The sequence below is a fragment of the Nostoc sp. EspVER01 genome (genome assembly GCF_034530635.1).
In the GTDB taxonomy this organism is placed as follows: Bacteria; Cyanobacteriota; Cyanobacteriia; order Cyanobacteriales; family Nostocaceae; genus Nostoc.
Window position 1 is genome coordinate 109576 of record NZ_JAVRCS010000019.1, and the last position, 17048, is coordinate 126623.

Consider the following 17048-nt stretch of genomic DNA (forward strand, 5'->3'; position numbering starts at 1 on the left):
TTACGGTAATGAGTTGCATGGTGATGATGGCATTGGTCACTCCCCATTCCCAAACCACCAAGGGTCATTAGTAGCGTTAGTTTTGATCAAAATAGCTTTTTTTCGCATAAACCGTTTCAGCGCCGCCACACCCATGCGTGAACCTCCCATACCGGAGAATTTGAAGGCATTTTTCTCTCCCTCGTGCATGATGGCGGTGAGTCCAGCATCATTGATACTAATCGCACCTGCATCTATCTGGTGGGCAACTTCTAAGGCTTCTATTTCCGAGGCAAATACAGCAGCACTTAATCCATAGATTGAATCATTTGCTAAAGACACCGCTTCCTCTACTGTAGAAAAGGGCATTATTGGCATAATGGGGCCGAAAGTCTCTTCGGTCATCACTTTCATGGAATGATTAACTTGGGTAAGCACTGTTGGACGACACCACCAACCCCCACCTAAATCCTCGATGACACCGCCGCAGTGAATTACTGCTCCTTTTTCAACTGCATCTATGAGATGATCGCTAATAATGGCTGCTTGTCTTTCGGCAACGATCGGGCCAATTTCTCCACTTTCGACTGTGGGATAGGCTAGCTCAAGGCGATGTGCTTTGGCTACTAGTTGATGGTAAAACTTTTCAAATATGGAGTCTGCAACGTAAATTCGCTCAATTGAGAGGCATGACTGTCCGGTGTTGGCGACGGAAGCCCACAAGATTGCTGAGGTTGCTAATTCTAAATTGGCTGATTCTAAAACGATCGCAGGATCTTTTCCTCCTAATTCCAAAAAAGCTGGAATAAACTGTTTTGCAGCTGCCTGTGCAATTTTTCTCCCTGTGGCGACACTGCCTGTAAAACATACCAAATCTACATTTTCAATTAAAGTAGATCCGGTTGCACCTGCTCCTTCCACAAAAGTTAATACCTCGTGCAATTTGGGAACAGTATTGAGTGCTGTAATCAGTGGTGCTACGAAGCGGGGAGTGATTTCACTGGGTTTGACAATGACAGCACAACCTGCCAACAATGCCGGAATGGTATCAACAGTAGACAGTGACAGCGGAAAATTCCACGGGCTAATTACCCCAACTAAGGGATAAGGAACAGATGTTTGTTGCAAGGCAATAAAGGGAATGGCTGTATTTTTTGCCGATTCTTGCAGCAATTCCGGTGCTAACCGACACCAGCGATCAATGCTGGAGAGTAAGGAGTCTATTTCTAATACCGAGGCTGACAATCTTCCTGTATCATTTACCAAAGCTTCCGTGAGGCGATCGCGTCCAGATATGATCGCATCTTTCCACTGCTGTAAAGCTTCAATTCTCCCCTCTAAGCCCAATTTCTGCCAGCGAACTTGTGCCCGACGCGTCCGCTTACATTGCTGTACCACCAACCTTGGAGGCTGCGGGATAATTACGTAGTCAAATTTTCCAGTTCGGGGATTGCGGACTTCTATTGGTTTTGTCATTTGTCATTTGTCATTTGTCATTTGTTATTACTTCCTAATCCCCAATTTCCATTCCCAAATTCAAATCATCCCCAGTTGCTTAAGCACTCAATGGTGGTTTGCTGTGTTTGCGGTCTACTTCTCTTTCCAGCATAGTATTAGCAGGGTAAAAGTGTGATTGGCGATCGCAAGTGAAGGTTGATTGCATAACAGGTAACTTGCGATGCTAAAGCGCAGTATGATTCTAAATTAGTGGACATAGAAGATTGAGAGTCATAACAAATGACCAATACTTCTCTACGAGAGGCTACGCCAATGACTACGCGGTAGTTGAATCTCGACTTACCTCGACTTCGCTCGGCACAAGTCGCTTGATTACGGCGCAGTCGAAACTCAGCACAAGTGACTAATGACAAATGACCAATGACAAATGACTAATTTAGAGAATGCGATCGCCACCCCAGAGCGATCGCACAAGTTTCTCTGTCAATTCGGAGCCAAATATCTGTGCGGCAAATTTATTACCTGGATCGCGTTCAGCACTGATACGGCGGAGCGCTAAATCACGAGCAGCTAAAGTTTCTCGTGCATCTTCTGGCACAGGTTCAGCTGCATCTACCCAAGTTAACCAGCGATCGAGTGTTTCGTGTGCAAGTGTGCGAGTTAGTTCGAGAGTTTCAAAAGTAGGTGCGCCTGTGTAACACAAGCTAACAGGCGATTGAAATAGGCGAATATACGCACTTTTGCTAGTAAATACCTTGAGCCGCGAATCTTGCTGTAACTTTAAGAATGTTTCATTAACTGGCTCATAGTAGCGATCTAGAGATGCCAAATCGGTTAAAAGCTCAGTTCGGGGAATGTAATCTATATAAAAGAAAATATTTGGAAGTGTGCCAAACTCGAAGGCCAAATGAGGAACCTGAATATGGGACTTCAACCAAGTAGTGAGACGCATAGTCCCAAAGTTTGATTTTTCCGGGTTTCCCAACCACGAATGCACTAGCCAGTCAATTTCCTTCCCGGAAAAAGCAGTCAGCGAACCCTTCATGTTGCCATCAAGACTGCTGTATTGCTGTAAATTTTCTACAGAAGGGTCTGGATGTAACTGAAAACGAGCCTCTAATTTTTGGCGGAGTTCCTTTGTAATCTCCCACAACTGCTCAAATACAGCTTTTTTGTCTAAATCAGTTGGTTGCTGAGTCATGGTTTGAGTTTGCAGTTTTTCTATAAACTTCATATTTAGTTTGACACTTTCCGGTATCTAATTCGTTACTTGTATCGAGCAACGCATTCATTGAATTCAAGACTGTGAGAAATAGTCCATCAACAAAGCGCGATCGAGCTATTGCAGCAACATCTTTTTTCACAGCAGAGTTGCAGCAATTTATAGCAATCCTAAATCATTTGTGAAGAATTAGATCCCCTACTTCTTCGAGAAGTAGGGGATCTGGAACCGCGCATTTTCACAAATCAAATAGGATTGCTATATCTCAGTCGATGATTTTTCATTTAGATGCTTTTGCTCTTAGCACAAGCCTCAGTGATAATACTGGAATTTTATGTAAAATTATTTTTTATATACTTAATTATAAAAATCAAAATAATTTTGTTGAGAATTATAGACAAATTATAAGAAAAACAAATATTAATAAGTTAGTTGTTTGATTATAAATATACATAATATGGCTTTTAATTTAGATAAAGCTTTTCAAATAGATATCGCTCAAATGAATTTGAAAAAAGCACATTCATTAGTATTTAGGTTACATGGTAAGCCGAAAATGCCTTTTGTCATTTGGCTGCTAGAGAATCCTAATAGCATAATGGCATTACCTGGAAAAATTAGTCTGCTCCATCATGATTATATTCACATACTTTTAGATAGAGGGATTTCTTCTCAAGATGAAGCTTTTGTCATAGGATTTACAATGGGTAATGACTTAAAGACCAACCAATTACATTTGTTCATCTATCAATTCTTTGCTAAATTTATATATCCAGTTCCTTATAATTTTTCCAGGCTAGACTTCATGAGTTTTAAATTAGGATTTGTTTATGGCAGAAAGATTAAAATTAAACAAATAAATGAAATTGACTTTGAAATTTACCAAAATGAAACCATAGGATTTTTGAGAAACTTTTTCGGTATCAATACTGATGAATCTAGACTTATGCAAGAGTATTAATGGCGACAAAAATTAATTAAAATATATCTAAAAAAAGAGTATTAAAATGCACCTACCTTATAAACTGAGATTTGCTTCCTCTCAACTAATAACCGTCACAGTACTGCTTACTCTGCTCTTATTCATTCCTCAAATTTGGCTAAACTTGCAAGCATATTATAACTTCAATAGTATTACTAAAAATGAATTTAAACTTCAAATATTAAGTGATAAAATTACTTATTTTGATGAAGTACTAACCATGTCAGCCCGCATGAATGCTGCTACAGGAAACACTATTTGGGAACAACGATATCGCCAATTTGAACCTAAGCTTGATATTGCTATTAAAGAATCGATTAAACTAGCTCCTAAAGCATATAAAAATGAGGATGCTAAGAAAATTGATGCTGCTAATCAGCGCCTAGTCGCAATGGAATATCAATCTTTTGATTTAGTTAAGAAAAATCAAAAAGAGACAGCACAACAACTACTTTTTAGCCGCGAATATGAAACTCAGAAGCAAATTTATGCTGATGGGGTGATGAAAAGAAAGTCTAATATATCGCTTCAATTACAGCAGAAAGTTGATGAATATTATCAAAGAATCCTATGGGCAATTTCGGAGTCTATTATAAGTTTAGCAATGTTGATTCCGGCATGGCTTTTAGTATTGCATTTATTACAGCAATACTTAAAAGCTAAAAAAATTGCTCAAGCCGCTTTAGAAGAAACAAATTCTCGATTGGAAATGCAAGTTGCGGAGAGAACGGCAAAATTAAAACATAAAAATGTTCAGTTACAAAATACACTGCAAGAATTGCAACACACTCAAGTACAACTTATTCAAACTGAAAAAATGTCTTCATTAGGTCAGCTAGTTGCTGGTGTTGCTCATGAAATCAATAATCCAGTTAATTTTATTTATGGTAATCTGATACATATTAGAGAATATAGTCAGCAATTACTAACTTTAATTAAACTGTATCAGCAACAATGTTCTAGTGAAAAACCAGAAATAACTACTCTAATTAATGAAATAGATTTAGAGTTTATTGTTGATGATATGCCAAAAATATTATCATCAATGGCAGTTGGTACTGAACGTATTCGCGAAATTGTACTAACTTTGCGTAACTTCTCACGCCTTGATGAAGCAGAAATGAAATTTGTTGATATTCATGAAGGAATTAATAGCACCCTATTAATTTTACAGTATCGTTTCAAAGAAAATCATAAACAGCAGGAAATTGCAATTATCAAAGATTATGGTGATTTACCTCTTGTTGAATGTTATGCAGGAGGATTAAATCAAGTATTTATGAATATTCTCAGTAACGCTATTGATGCTTTACATCAACGGGAAGTAGAGTGTTTAAAAGGAGATATTGAAAGACAGCTTAATTCTATTATTATTCATACTCAAGTTAAAAATGAAGAGTTTGTAATTATTAGTATAAAAGATAATGGTTTAGGAATAACTGAAGAAGATCAAGCTAGATTATTTGACCCTTTCTTTACTACTAAACCTATAGGTAAAGGTACTGGTTTAGGATTATCTATTAGTTACGAGATTATAGTGGAAAAACATCAAGGAAAAATTCAGTGTATTTCTCTACCTGGTAAGGGTACAGAGTTTATCATTGAGATTCCTATCAAGCAGACACGTTAAATAGTTACCCATTGATAGAGAGGCATTTTTGCTATTTTAATTATTACTAATAGAAAATCCTCGACGCGTAGGTTTAACATTAGCTAACTCCACCTGAAAAGTTATCTTGTCACTCATTTCCCCGCTTTTCGCTTCCAAAGTCCACTTACCAGGACGCAAATTCCAAAATAAAGAATTAGCTGAGTTTGTATCTAACTTTTCGCCATTTAACCACCACTCCACTGGTCTAGATTTATTTCCCGCTAGCTTAAATTCGAGTTTTTGCTGTGCTTCTTCACCAGGATAAACTAAAAATAAATCGCCATGATGCGGAGATAAAATTCTCAAACTGGTAGAAGTAAAATTTGACTGCTGTTGTTTTGCTAACCATTCATCATACTCTGGTGGTAAATTGAATTGATTGTCACGTTCGTAATTACTTTTATCTTCAGGATAGAAATATTCTTGCACCACTGAGGTACAATCTGGTGTGGGTCGTAATCCAGAAATTGCACAAACAGGTAATTGCACTAAACCTTTTGGAGATGGAAAAGCTGCTGGTTCTTGATGTTCGTGCAGATGTAACATAATTCGATTCCATAAAGGTGCTGCGCCCGTCACACCTGAAACCTGTCGCATCGGTTCACCGTTAAAATTGCCTACCCAAGTAGCGACGGTATAATCTGTGGTGAAGCCAACAGTCCAAGTATCACGAAAATTGGAAGAAGTGCCAGTTTTAACAGCAACAGGAAAGGGTAAATTTAACACCGAGTCTACACCAAATGCTGTTGCACGAGCATAGCTGTCACTGAGTATATTGGTGATTAATTGCCATATTGTCGGATTTTGGACTTCGACTTCTCTCCGAGACGCTACGCGAACGCTCAGTCGAACGATTTGAGATTTGGGACTTTGACTTTGCTCAGTCGAACGATTTTGAATTGGGGAATTGGAAAATGTGCTTACTAAAGGAATCGCCTCTCCTTGTCGTGCTATGGTCAGGTAAGCACGGGCTAATTCCCAAAGACTGACTTCGCCACTACCTAGAGTCAAACCTAAACCATAATGTTCTGGAGTTTGATTGAGGTGTTCAAATCCCAGTTGATGCAGTCGTTCTAAAAAAGTTTCCACACCAACTTTTTCTAACACCTTTATTGCAGGTACATTTAAAGAATTTGCTAAAGCGATTCGCACCCGCACCGGGCCAAGAAATCTTTCGGTGTAATCTGTGGGGCTGTAAAGTTTCGCGCCGGGAATTGCATAATGGGCGGGTACATCTGCCAAAATGGTGTTTGGGCGAATTAAACCTTTTTCTAAAGCTAGTTCATAGACAAAAGGCTTGAGGGTAGAACCTGGTTGACGTAGCGCTTGCACTCCATCATTGCGTCCCAGTTTGGCTTCATTAAAGTAATCAGGTGAACCGACATAAGCCAAAACTTCACCAGTCTGGTTATCAATCACCAACGCAGCTGCATCATGAACATTGTTAGCGGCTAGGGAAGAAATTATCTGCTGTACCTGTGCTTCGACAAACTGCTGCAAAGGGCGATTTATAGTCGTGCGGATGGGGGAATTTTGTTCTGTTTGCGTCTTATCAAACTGATTGGCTAACCAAAATAAAAAGTGTGGTGCAGCGATAATTCCCCGCTGGCGAGATTGAAACACAACTTTTTCGGTGTGTGTTCGGGTAGCAATCGCTCCACTAATATACTTTTCCTGTATCATCCGATTAAGGACGTATTTTTGCCGCTGCTTCAGCCGTTCCCAATGTTCGTAAGGATTGAAATATGTGGGATTATTGGGAATAGCAGCCAACAAACTAGCTTGAGCAAGATTCAATTCACTAGCAGGGATGGAAAAATAAGTCTGCGCGGCTGCTTCCACACCATATATATTCCCGCCCATTGGGAGGCGATTGATATATGCAGAGAGAATTTCATCTTTATTCATCCCTGCTACTAACCGCCAAGATAGCCAAATCTCTTGCATTTTACCTGACAGAGTACGCGGGACGGGTTGTAACATCCGCGCCAACTGCATAGTAATTGTGGAAGCGCCAGAAACAATACGTTTCGCGTGGATGGCTTCTTTGCTGGCGCGGATAACAGCTTTCATATCCAAGGCCCCATGATGATAAAAGCTGCCATCTTCGGCGGCTAAAATAGCATGGATAAACTGGGGCGAAACCTGATTTAGGGGTACTACTGATGTATGTTCTTGGTCACGGGTGAGCAATGTTCCTAATGGTAAACCATTGCGATCGCTAAATTGCATTGCCAACTGATTTTGGGCAATATCTGCGGCCCGAATGGGCGCAAAATAAGGGAGTAAGCGTACCACCAGACAGATTAACAGCACAGCTAGGATAATTTTACTAGTGCGCTTAAGTTTGAGTAGCGATCGTAAAATGAGTTTCATCAGGGAATCCCTGCCCAAGAAAACCTACCTTAATCTTGACGCAGCGATTACATCTACATCAGTAAATATTTCAAATCCTTAATAATTAATTTTTACTAACTGAGCAGATGTAAATTAATGTTTGCGAAATTTAAATACTTCTTTATAGTTAAGAATTGTAGTTATTTTTGGAACAATAACACTAGATTAGTTATTTATGTAAATAAACATACGTTACCTCCGCAGCTTGTGTAAAAATAACTAGTTATCTTGCATCCTTTATTAATGTTGGCATTTCCGACTCCATCAGGTAATGCAAGTTCTGATTTGCTATAGTGCATGAATTTTTTATTTTTAATTACTAGAAAAATGATTATCAGAGTTGTACTGCGTTTCCAGCATAAAATAACCTATCGCCTTTTTAGGGTTATTGGCAGTTCTTTAAAAAAAATTAGGCGTTCTTCAAGCCGGAAGAGAACAATACACTTTCTCCTTCTCTTTACATTTATATTAGGGATGGCAGGGTGTAATTTTTTTGGTATCAACTCAAGTAAAGAACAACTCCCAGCAGTTTCCTCACTCACACCACCAAAATTACCAGACTGGATTGAACAAATTAGTCCCATTGCAGATGCAAAACCCCTCAACCAAATCCGCATCCGTTTTAAAGAAGCTTTAATCCCAGTTGAAAATCTTGATAGTCCAGAACAGCAAAAAATATTACAAAAATTTGCCCTTTGGCCGCCTTTACCCGGTCAATTTCGCTTTTTAACACCGCGCATGGTAGGTTTTCAAGCTGAGAAAGCTTTGCCAATAGCGACAAGATTTCAAGTCACTCTCAAAGCAGGTTTAGCCGATTTAAAAAATCATCGCCTAGACAAAGATTTGCCTTGGACTTTCAACACTGAATCTATCAAACTGACTAATTTACCCGGTGTCAATCCCATAGAGAAGGCTGATATCGAACCAATTGATTTACAACAGAAGTTACAGTTTACTTCAAATGTTGAATTGGATTTAACTTCTGTACAAGAACATTTACAGCTAATTCCCGAAGGTAAAAGTAAAGGTACAGGTTTTAAAGTTGAATTAAACAAAGAAGAAAAACCATTAAAAAATGAAGAAGACCCTTTAGAAAAATTTGACCCTTCAGCACGCAATTGGATTTATAACCTCAATCCACAGCAAAATCTAGAAAAAGCAACTAGTTATCGGCTAGTATTTTCTCCAGGCATACGTCCTGCTTATGGCAATCTACCTACAGAGAAAGAATTTGCCACTAAGTTAGCAACTTATTCGCCTTTAGCATTTCAGAAAATTAACTTTTACGGGCAGCCAGATTCAGGCGGAACATTTGGAAGATTTGTTAAAGGCAGTCCCCAGCTAGAATTTAATAACGTTTTATTAGCAGATTCAGCTAAAGAAAACATTACCATCAATCCCGCACCAAAAGAAATTTCGAGAATTCTGCAAGTTAATGATGAAGATAAAATTGTCGGCATCAATCCTTATGCGCTAGAACCCGCCAAGACTTATACAATTACTATCGGCGAAAATCTCAAAGATAAGTTTGGGCAGACTTTGGGTAAACCCGTCACACTTAAATATGACACTGGAGATTTAGCTGGAGATATCTGGGTACCATCAGATTTGAATATTTTCCCTACAAGTAAAGATTTACAGCTAAATATTAGTACGGGAAATCTGCCAGAATCTAAATATAAAGCCGCTTATCGAGTAGTTCAACCGACAGATTTAGTTTATTTTAATAATAGTAGTGAGTTATTACCACAACCTTCTGAATGGCAAAGCTTTAAGGTATCGGGTAAGAAAAATCAATCAGTTGATATTGCCGTTCCTTTGCGAGAAAAAATTAGTGCTGCTACAGGGATGTTAGCTTATGGAGTTCAAGCCCGCACGAATAAATATCAGGAGAATGGGAAGGAACTGTGGCGCGAACCTACGACTTATGGCTTAGTTGAATTGACAAATTTGGGCGTATTTACTCAGTGGTTTCCTGAGTCAGGGTTAATTCGCATCAATCATCTTACAGATGGTTCACCAGTTAAAGCGGCTGCCGTTGAAATTTATCAATCAAAATTACAAGCAAAATCTCGCCCCGAACCTTTACCTTGTGCAACAGGTAAAACTGATGACAATGGAATTTTTAGAATTGCTCGTGAAGGATTACAGCAATGTTATGCTGGGAATGAAAGTTCTAGCAAATCACCACAGTTATTAGTAATTGCCCGTGAAAATCAAGATTGGGCATTTGCTAGAACTGAAGAATATAGCGGTGTTTATGGCTACGGTATTGATGCGGGTTGGCAAGATAAAAAGCCACAATCGCGCGGGATAATTTTCTCGGATAGACAGTTATATCAACCAGGCGAAAAGGCTTGGTTAACTGGTTTTGCAGACTATTTACAAAATGGTGCGATTCAGCAAGACAAAAATGCTGCCTACCAATTAACTTTGGTAAATCCCGATGGGCAAAAAACCAGCTTAGGTACGCAAACCACAAATGAATTTGGCAGTTTTTCTCTGGAACTGCCAATCAAAACTACTCAGCGCTTAGGCTACTATACAATCCAGGCTAAAGGTAAAAATGGACAAGAAATTTCTGGAGAATTTCGGGTAGCTGAGTTTAAACCACCCAATTTTAAAGTCGAACTCAACTTAGATAAAGAATTTGCTCTCATTGACGAGAAAGTTAATATTAATGCTACAAGCAATTATTTGTTTGGCGCACCTGTAGAAGGTGGAGAAGTAAAATATTTTATCACTCGCCAGCAGACTGATTTTGTTCCTAAAGGTTGGGAGGGATTTACTTTTGGTAGGCAATGGTTATGGCCGGAGGAAACCCCTACTATATCTACTGATGTATTGCAAATTAATGCCCAACTAGATGCTAATGGTAAAAGTAGTCAAACTGTAAATGTGGCTAATGATTTACCATATCCGATGACTTACCAGGTGGATGTGCAAGTTGCAGATGTTTCTAATCTGTCGGTAGCGAATTCCAAAACATTTACAGCCTTACCCAGTAATCGTCTCATCGGGTTAAAAAGTAATTTCATCGCTGATGCTAATAAGCCTTTCCCGATTGAAGTGATTGTTACTGACCCTACAGGAAAACCAATCACCGGTCAACGGGTGCGTCTGGAATTACAACAGATTAAATATAGCAGTGTCACGCAGTTAGTGGAAGGTAGCCGAACTCCAAAAAATCAAGTTGAATATAAAACAGTAGGACAAGCAGAAATTACATCTGCAAGTAATCCACAATCGGTAAGTTTAACAGCACCGGAATCCGCTTCATATCGGATTAGAGTTAATTTTAGCGATGCCAAAGGCGAATTAAGTGCCACAGATTTACAAATTTGGGCAACTGGAGAAAATCCGGTATTTTGGGGTTCTAAGGAAGATGATGTCTTAGAAGTTAAATTAGATAAAAAAGAGTTTAAACCTGGTGACACGGCTACTGCACTAATTCAATCTCCATATCCAGATGCAGAATTATACTTTGCTGTGATTAAAGATAAACCCCTTTATCAGCAGATTATCAAAGTTCAGGGAGGCGCACCACAAATTCAGTTTCAAGTTACACCAGAAATGTTGCCAAATGCAGCCATTGAAGCTGTCTTAGTAAGACAAGGTAAACCCATCAACCAAGTGGAAGCGGGAAGTTTAGATAACTTGGTGAAGATTGGTTTTACACCTTTTAAAGTGAATTTAGAAGATAAGTATTTAAAACTGCAAGTTAAACCAGTGCAAGCATCATTAGAACCTGGTGCAGAGGAAACGGTACAACTAGAATTGAAGGACAATCAAGGAAACCCCACCAAAGGACAGTTTACTGTCATGGTGGTAAACGAGGCGGTGTTACAACTTTCTGGTTATCGTCCGCCAGATTTGGTAGATACAGTTTATGCAGAACAGCCAATTTCTACGCGCTTTAGCGATAATCGCCCAGATGTCATATTACAAGCACAAGATGTAGCTAAACCGAAAGGTTGGGGTTATGGCGGTGGTTTCTCAACTGGTGCAGCCAATACTCGCACTCGCACCGATTTTCAAGCCTTAGCTTACTACAACGGTTCTGTCCTCACCGATGCAAATGGGAATGCACAGATAACTTTTAAACTCCCGGATGACTTAACTACATGGCGAGTTATGGCTGTCGCCACCGATGGAAATCTGCGTTTTGGTAATGGCGATGCGACGTTTATCAGCACCAAGCCACTGCTAACTAATGCCATCTTGCCACAGTTTGCCCGTCCAGGCGATCGCATCCTTGCTGGTTTATCTGTAACTAATAACACCGGGAATACAGGAAATCTCTCAATTAATGGCGAACTTAGCGGTACGGTGAAGTTTGCTGAGAAAAACCCCACAGCTACTTCTTTACAAATCAAAGCTGAATCCGCAACTCACGCTTATCGTTTTCCCATGCTGGCGGATAGTGTGGGAGTTGGTAAAGTTCGCTTTACGACTCAGCTAAATAGTACAGCCGCAGATGCTTTTGAAGTACCTTTGGAAATTAAGCCAATTGAAATTACAGAACAAGTCGTTGAATCTGGTGTCACTGAAAAACAGGTGAAGATTCCCCTGAATGTTGATAAAAATACCTTCCCTGATGCGGGAGGTTTAGATATTCAGTTGGCGAGTACTTTGATTCCAGAAATTAAAGCACCAGCAAAACAAGTTTTAGAAGATGATGATTTACCATTCACAGAACCGGCGGCGAGTCAGTTAATAATTGCTGCTAATTTGCAAACTATTACCCAAAAATACGGTCAGAACTTTGCAGAATTTAATCCTAGCCAACAAGCGACTCAAGCAATTGAAAAATTACAAAAACTCCAAATAGCTGATGGTGGTTTTGCTGCTTTCCCTGGACAAGAAAAATCCGACCCTTGGGTTTCTTCCTATACGGGTGAATCTTTGGCTAAAGCTAGTCAGGTGTTCCCTAATTTAGTCGATTCTGCAATGGTATCTAGCCTGAAAGCTTATTTACAAAAAGTTCTGGCAAACCCCGGAGAATACGACTTTTGTAAACAACTACTCTGTAAAAGGCAGCTGCAACTTAATGCTTTAATCTCCTTAGCAGAATTAGGAGACAAACGCAATACTTTCCTTGCAGATATTTATGAACAGCGCAATAGCTTTGATGTAGCAACTCAAATTAAACTAGCGCGATACTTATCTCAATTCCCAGAATGGCAAGATGAATCTCAGCAATTAGTGAATAAGCTGCAACAGAATATTTATGAAACTGGTCGCACAGCAGTTGTGAGTTTACCCAGCAGTTGGGGATGGATGAGTTCATCTACTACCACGCAAGCGCAAGCTTTACGCTTATTTATTGCCAAACAAAGTAAACCCGAAGTTATAGATAAGTTATTCCAAAGTCTTCTCGCATTACGACGCGATGGTACATGGCAAACCAACTATAATAATGCCCAAGCCTTAACAGCTTTGGTAGATTATAGTCAACTGCAACCCACACCACCTAATTTTGTTGCCACAGTGGAATTAGCTGGTAATAAGTTAGGAGAAAATCGCTTTAATGGCTATCAAAATCCCAGCTTACAGCTAAATGTGCCCATGAATAAATTACCTCGTGGGCGTAATGATTTAACCCTGCAAAAATCAGGTAATGGCACTTTGCACTATCTGGTTGCTTACAATTATCGCTTGCAAGGAAATCAACCAGGCAGATTTAACGGACTACGCATAACACGAGAAATTAGTCAAGTAAATAAAGAGAAAGTTTTGCAAAAAACAGGTCTTTATGCTTTCGATAAACCCTTGACTTTAGCCTCTGGACAGGTGTTTAATATTGGTTTAGAAATCATCGCCGATCGTTCTGTGGATCATTTGGTGATTAAAGATCCTTTACCATCAGGTTTTGAGGCGGTGGATGCGAGTTTTCAAACCGCTACCGCTGCATTACAAGCAAAAGCCGATAGCTGGGAACTTGGGTTTAAGAATGTGTACCGCGATCGCATTATCGCCTACGCCGACCACCTGGAACCAGGAGTTTATAGTCTGCATTACTTAGTCCGTTCTGTTACTCCTGGTACATTTTCTTGGCCTGGTGGAGAAGTTCACTTGCAATATGCGCCAGAAGAATTTGGGCGTACTGCTGAGTCTACATTGGTGATTGAGGATAAGTCATGACAACTCGGTTCTATAACCAATGCGATCGCCTTTTCACCTCAGCCAACAAATAATAACAATCAAAATCTGTATATGTTCAATAAAAGTTTTGTAGAAATTAAAGATTATTTATGGGAAGATGTTACCTATATGTAGAATAGATATTACTATAATTATCAAAATATTGATAATATCATCCTGCATTCAAAGTTTCATCAAGACGATCCCTGATTTTTGATTTGTTTAGATGTAGCTTCCATAAAGTCGATAAAAACTTTTATGAGCTTATGAATTCCCTCGCTACCTCCTGCAATTAAACCTCCTGTCAGCAGTGCATCTAAACAACGGAAAATAATTACTTGTATGGGATTATCTAAATCAATAACTACAAGTGGCTCAATTGAGCGAACACCTATTGCACTCATTAAAAGACCGAATAAAAGAGATGTCCATAGAGCAATTGTTCGTGTATCAGATTTATAAGCTGCTCTTTGGCGCTCTTTTTCATTTATATCATCCATTTGTGTCCTGAAAATTTTTAATGAGTTTTGTTGATTTTGCGTAAAATTTTGGATTATTTGCTGTTCTAAACTCATTCCTTCTGGTGGGAGTCCACTAATTTGATTTGATTCCAAAGAAGGAAACTGTTGCTGTTGTCCTTCCATAAGTTTTATTTTCTCAGAAATGAGAGCCTTTTCTTGCTGAATACTAATATCTAATTGTTCAACGAATGGGCCACGCCAAGTAGTTATAAAAACTTCTAAAGAACGCTCTAGCAATAAAGAAATAAATAATTGTAATGTGAGTAGTTGGACAATCTCATTAACTCCAAATGGTTTTAAAACAAATGGTTTAGATGATAACCAAGTTGACAAAGTTACTACTAGAAAACTAATAATGATTAATACAATAAATAGAGGAGATTCGGGAGAAAGCTTTCGCAACGTATCTATACTCCTGTTTCGCGTCACAATACATAACACAGCCTGGAGGTGAAAACTACACCTGCTGAGTAACTTAACAACGTTAATTTGATAGAACAGTAAATAATTTATGACCTGTCCCTTTTTTCTAAAAGTTGTGATGAGTCATATCATGTCCTCCAAATTACCCATAATAAAATAACCCCACCCCCAACCCCCTCCCCGCCTGCGGGCAGGGGAGACAAAGCACAGCTTTGGCGGGGTGGGGTTCTTCGGGTTTAATAAGCAATCAAGCGGACATGAATCACGCCGTTGTGGAGCAGAAAGCATTCCAGTGCTACTGTGCATGGGACGACGCTAGAGCAAGTAGCAACCGTAGCACCAACTAAAAACCCCTCCAAGGTGTTGGAGGGGTGAAAGTAATTTTTGCAAATGAGATGGTGATTAGGGGGAGACAGCAGCTTTTCTTGTTTAATTATGAATTTTCTTGTCAAAGCAACCAGATGATAGTACAGCATTTTATAAATCCATTACGAACCTCCGCAAGTCTGTACTTAGTAAGATAAATCATTAGTGGTAGTGTATGATGTCAGATGCGACTCGACAGCGTTTAGATAACCTTTATCATTCAAAGCTTGTGCTGGTAACTTTTTAGGGTTGACAGCAGTCTTAACCACATTTAATGCAGTCAGGTTTCCTGTTTGGTATTGAGAGGGTTTGAGATAGCTGACGTTAGATGAATTGTTAGAATTGATAGCTATAGGTTCGCCACTATTGCTAGTAGCTATTTGAACGCCACCGATTCCAGGCAATAAAGCAATAGAAGTAACAATGAGTACAGAATCAATCAAGATAGAGAGTTTCATAGGATTATCCTTAGTTATAGGAAAGTGCAATTAGTGTTCTTGAGTAATAGAGTCTTATTTTTTATCTGTCTTAACTTCCTGCACCCAGTTCACCTGAACGGTTGATTTGCTCCTCACCCATTCGGGTGATTTAATTGATCGCATCCTACGTTTCATTCAACTTGAACAGATATATATTTAACTGAGGTTATCTAAAAATTTATGCAGCGTTGTTACTCAGTTGTAGACATAGACCAACTGAGGCATCATATTTCTGCGCTATCCCTTCAACAGAAGGTTTATTGATTTAGTTAATCTAATTTGTCTATTCGGGTTTACCGAACAGACAAATTAGAGTAACCCGTAACATTTTTTTATCTAGTTTAGTACGGCAATCATCAATTAATTGGTGTTAACAACCGAATTTACAGCAGCTTTAACTCTGCATAATATAGAAGATGTAAGCACAAGGTTAAGTGCAAAACTTATTAAACAATACTAACTAATGCGAGGAAGAGCTATGACACTAGTTCGTTGGAATCCTTGGAGAGAAATTGACACTCTACAACACCAAATCAATAGTTTATTTGAAGATACCAGACTACCATCTGTATTGTTTGACAAAGGGTTAAGCAAAGTTCCTGCTGCTGAAATTCAAGAAACTGAAGATGCGATTCATCTAAAGATAGAACTGCCAGGAATAGAAGCTAAAGACCTGGATGTACAAGTAACAGAAAATGCTGTTTACGTTAGTGGTGAGCGGAAGTCTGAAACGAAAACAGAGGAAAAAGGTGTTACCAGAAGTGAGTTCCATTACGGTAAATTTCAACGCGTAATTCCTCTATCTGCTCGGATTAAAAATACTGACGTTACGGCAGATTATAAAGATGGTATCTTGAATCTAACACTGCCTAAAACTGAGCTAGAAAAGAACAAAGTTGTCAAGGTGAATTTGGAACCATCTGCTAACTAATGATTTGCTTGCGATGTCTACGACGGTCACTGAGCGCAGCCGTTCGCGCAGCGTCTCGTAGAGAAGTGCGGGCTATGCCTACGCACTACTTTACCTGCAATAATTGATTGAAATAGTTAAGAGCTTGGTCATGCAAGTGACCAGGCTTTTTTGTAAATACTATCCGCAACAGGTATGTAAGTTTTGTGTACATTAATTATCTAAAAGAACTGGAGAGCGATCGCCTTTATTTTTAAGATTTATAAATTAATTCTACTTATGTATACCATAGTATGAGTGAGCAACAGAACCCAAGGGTGCGTAGGCGTAGCTCATTGTACCTCTATGCAGAAGCAAGCTACGCGTAGCGTCTCCTAGAGAAGACATTGCCTCCCGTAGGTGAGTACACCATTGCAAAGCGCCATGACTGGGTTGGACTATATCTACCCATCTTAAAAAAATTTGCTTTTAAATAAGCAAACCTGATAACTAGTATCAGGTTTACTGTAGTAATAG

The 17048-nt window shown here is 39.1% G+C and carries 9 protein-coding genes; 4 read left to right on the forward strand and 5 right to left on the reverse strand.

Annotation, left to right across the window (positions count from 1 at the left end; all coding sequences use genetic code 11):
- Positions 1-36: 36 nt before the first annotated feature.
- Positions 37-1455, reverse strand: a complete 1419-nt coding sequence (locus RMX69_RS17450) for an aldehyde dehydrogenase family protein (RefSeq protein WP_322638213.1) — start codon at positions 1453-1455, stop codon at positions 37-39.
- Positions 1456-1873: 418 nt separating this feature from the next.
- Positions 1874-2638 carry a red chlorophyll catabolite reductase gene (locus RMX69_RS17455; protein ID WP_322638220.1) on the reverse strand — a complete coding sequence of 255 codons (765 nt, stop codon included), beginning with the start codon at positions 2636-2638 and terminating at the stop codon, positions 1874-1876.
- 478 nt (positions 2639-3116) lie between these two features.
- On the opposite strand from RMX69_RS17455, the gene RMX69_RS17460 reads away from it, so the two are divergent.
- Together RMX69_RS17460 and RMX69_RS17465 are read left to right on the forward strand one after the other, a co-directional pair.
- On the forward strand, positions 3117-3620 hold the full coding sequence (locus RMX69_RS17460) for a hypothetical protein (protein ID WP_322638214.1): 504 nt from the start codon (positions 3117-3119) through the stop codon (positions 3618-3620).
- 46 nt (positions 3621-3666) lie between these two features.
- Positions 3667-5271, forward strand: coding sequence for a sensor histidine kinase (locus tag RMX69_RS17465; protein ID WP_322638215.1), 1605 nt, complete (start codon positions 3667-3669; stop codon positions 5269-5271).
- Positions 5272-5307: 36 nt separating this feature from the next.
- Here RMX69_RS17465 and pbpC read toward each other — a convergent pair whose 3' ends face one another.
- Entirely contained in the window at positions 5308-7668 is a 2361-nt protein-coding gene (gene pbpC, locus RMX69_RS17470) for a penicillin-binding protein 1C (protein WP_322638216.1), read from the reverse strand.
- Between the two features lie 495 nt (positions 7669-8163).
- Between pbpC and RMX69_RS17475 the strand changes: the two genes are divergently transcribed.
- Positions 8164-13833 carry an alpha-2-macroglobulin gene (locus RMX69_RS17475; protein WP_322638217.1) on the forward strand — a complete coding sequence of 1890 codons (5670 nt, stop codon included), beginning with the start codon at positions 8164-8166 and terminating at the stop codon, positions 13831-13833.
- Between the two features lie 194 nt (positions 13834-14027).
- Here the strand turns inward: RMX69_RS17475 and RMX69_RS17480 are convergent, their stop codons facing one another.
- Both RMX69_RS17480 and RMX69_RS17485 read right to left on the reverse strand, forming a co-directional pair.
- Entirely contained in the window at positions 14028-14756 is a 729-nt protein-coding gene (locus RMX69_RS17480; protein WP_322638218.1) for a hypothetical protein, read from the reverse strand.
- Positions 14757-15289: 533 nt separating this feature from the next.
- Positions 15290-15601 carry a hypothetical protein gene (locus RMX69_RS17485; protein WP_289799443.1) on the reverse strand — a complete coding sequence of 104 codons (312 nt, stop codon included), beginning with the start codon at positions 15599-15601 and terminating at the stop codon, positions 15290-15292.
- A gap of 499 nt (positions 15602-16100) precedes the next feature.
- On the opposite strand from RMX69_RS17485, the gene RMX69_RS17490 reads away from it, so the two are divergent.
- A complete protein-coding gene (locus RMX69_RS17490) occupies positions 16101-16553 on the forward strand; it encodes an Hsp20/alpha crystallin family protein (protein ID WP_289799444.1) in 453 nt (150 codons plus the stop codon).
- Positions 16554-17048 lie beyond the last annotated feature (495 nt).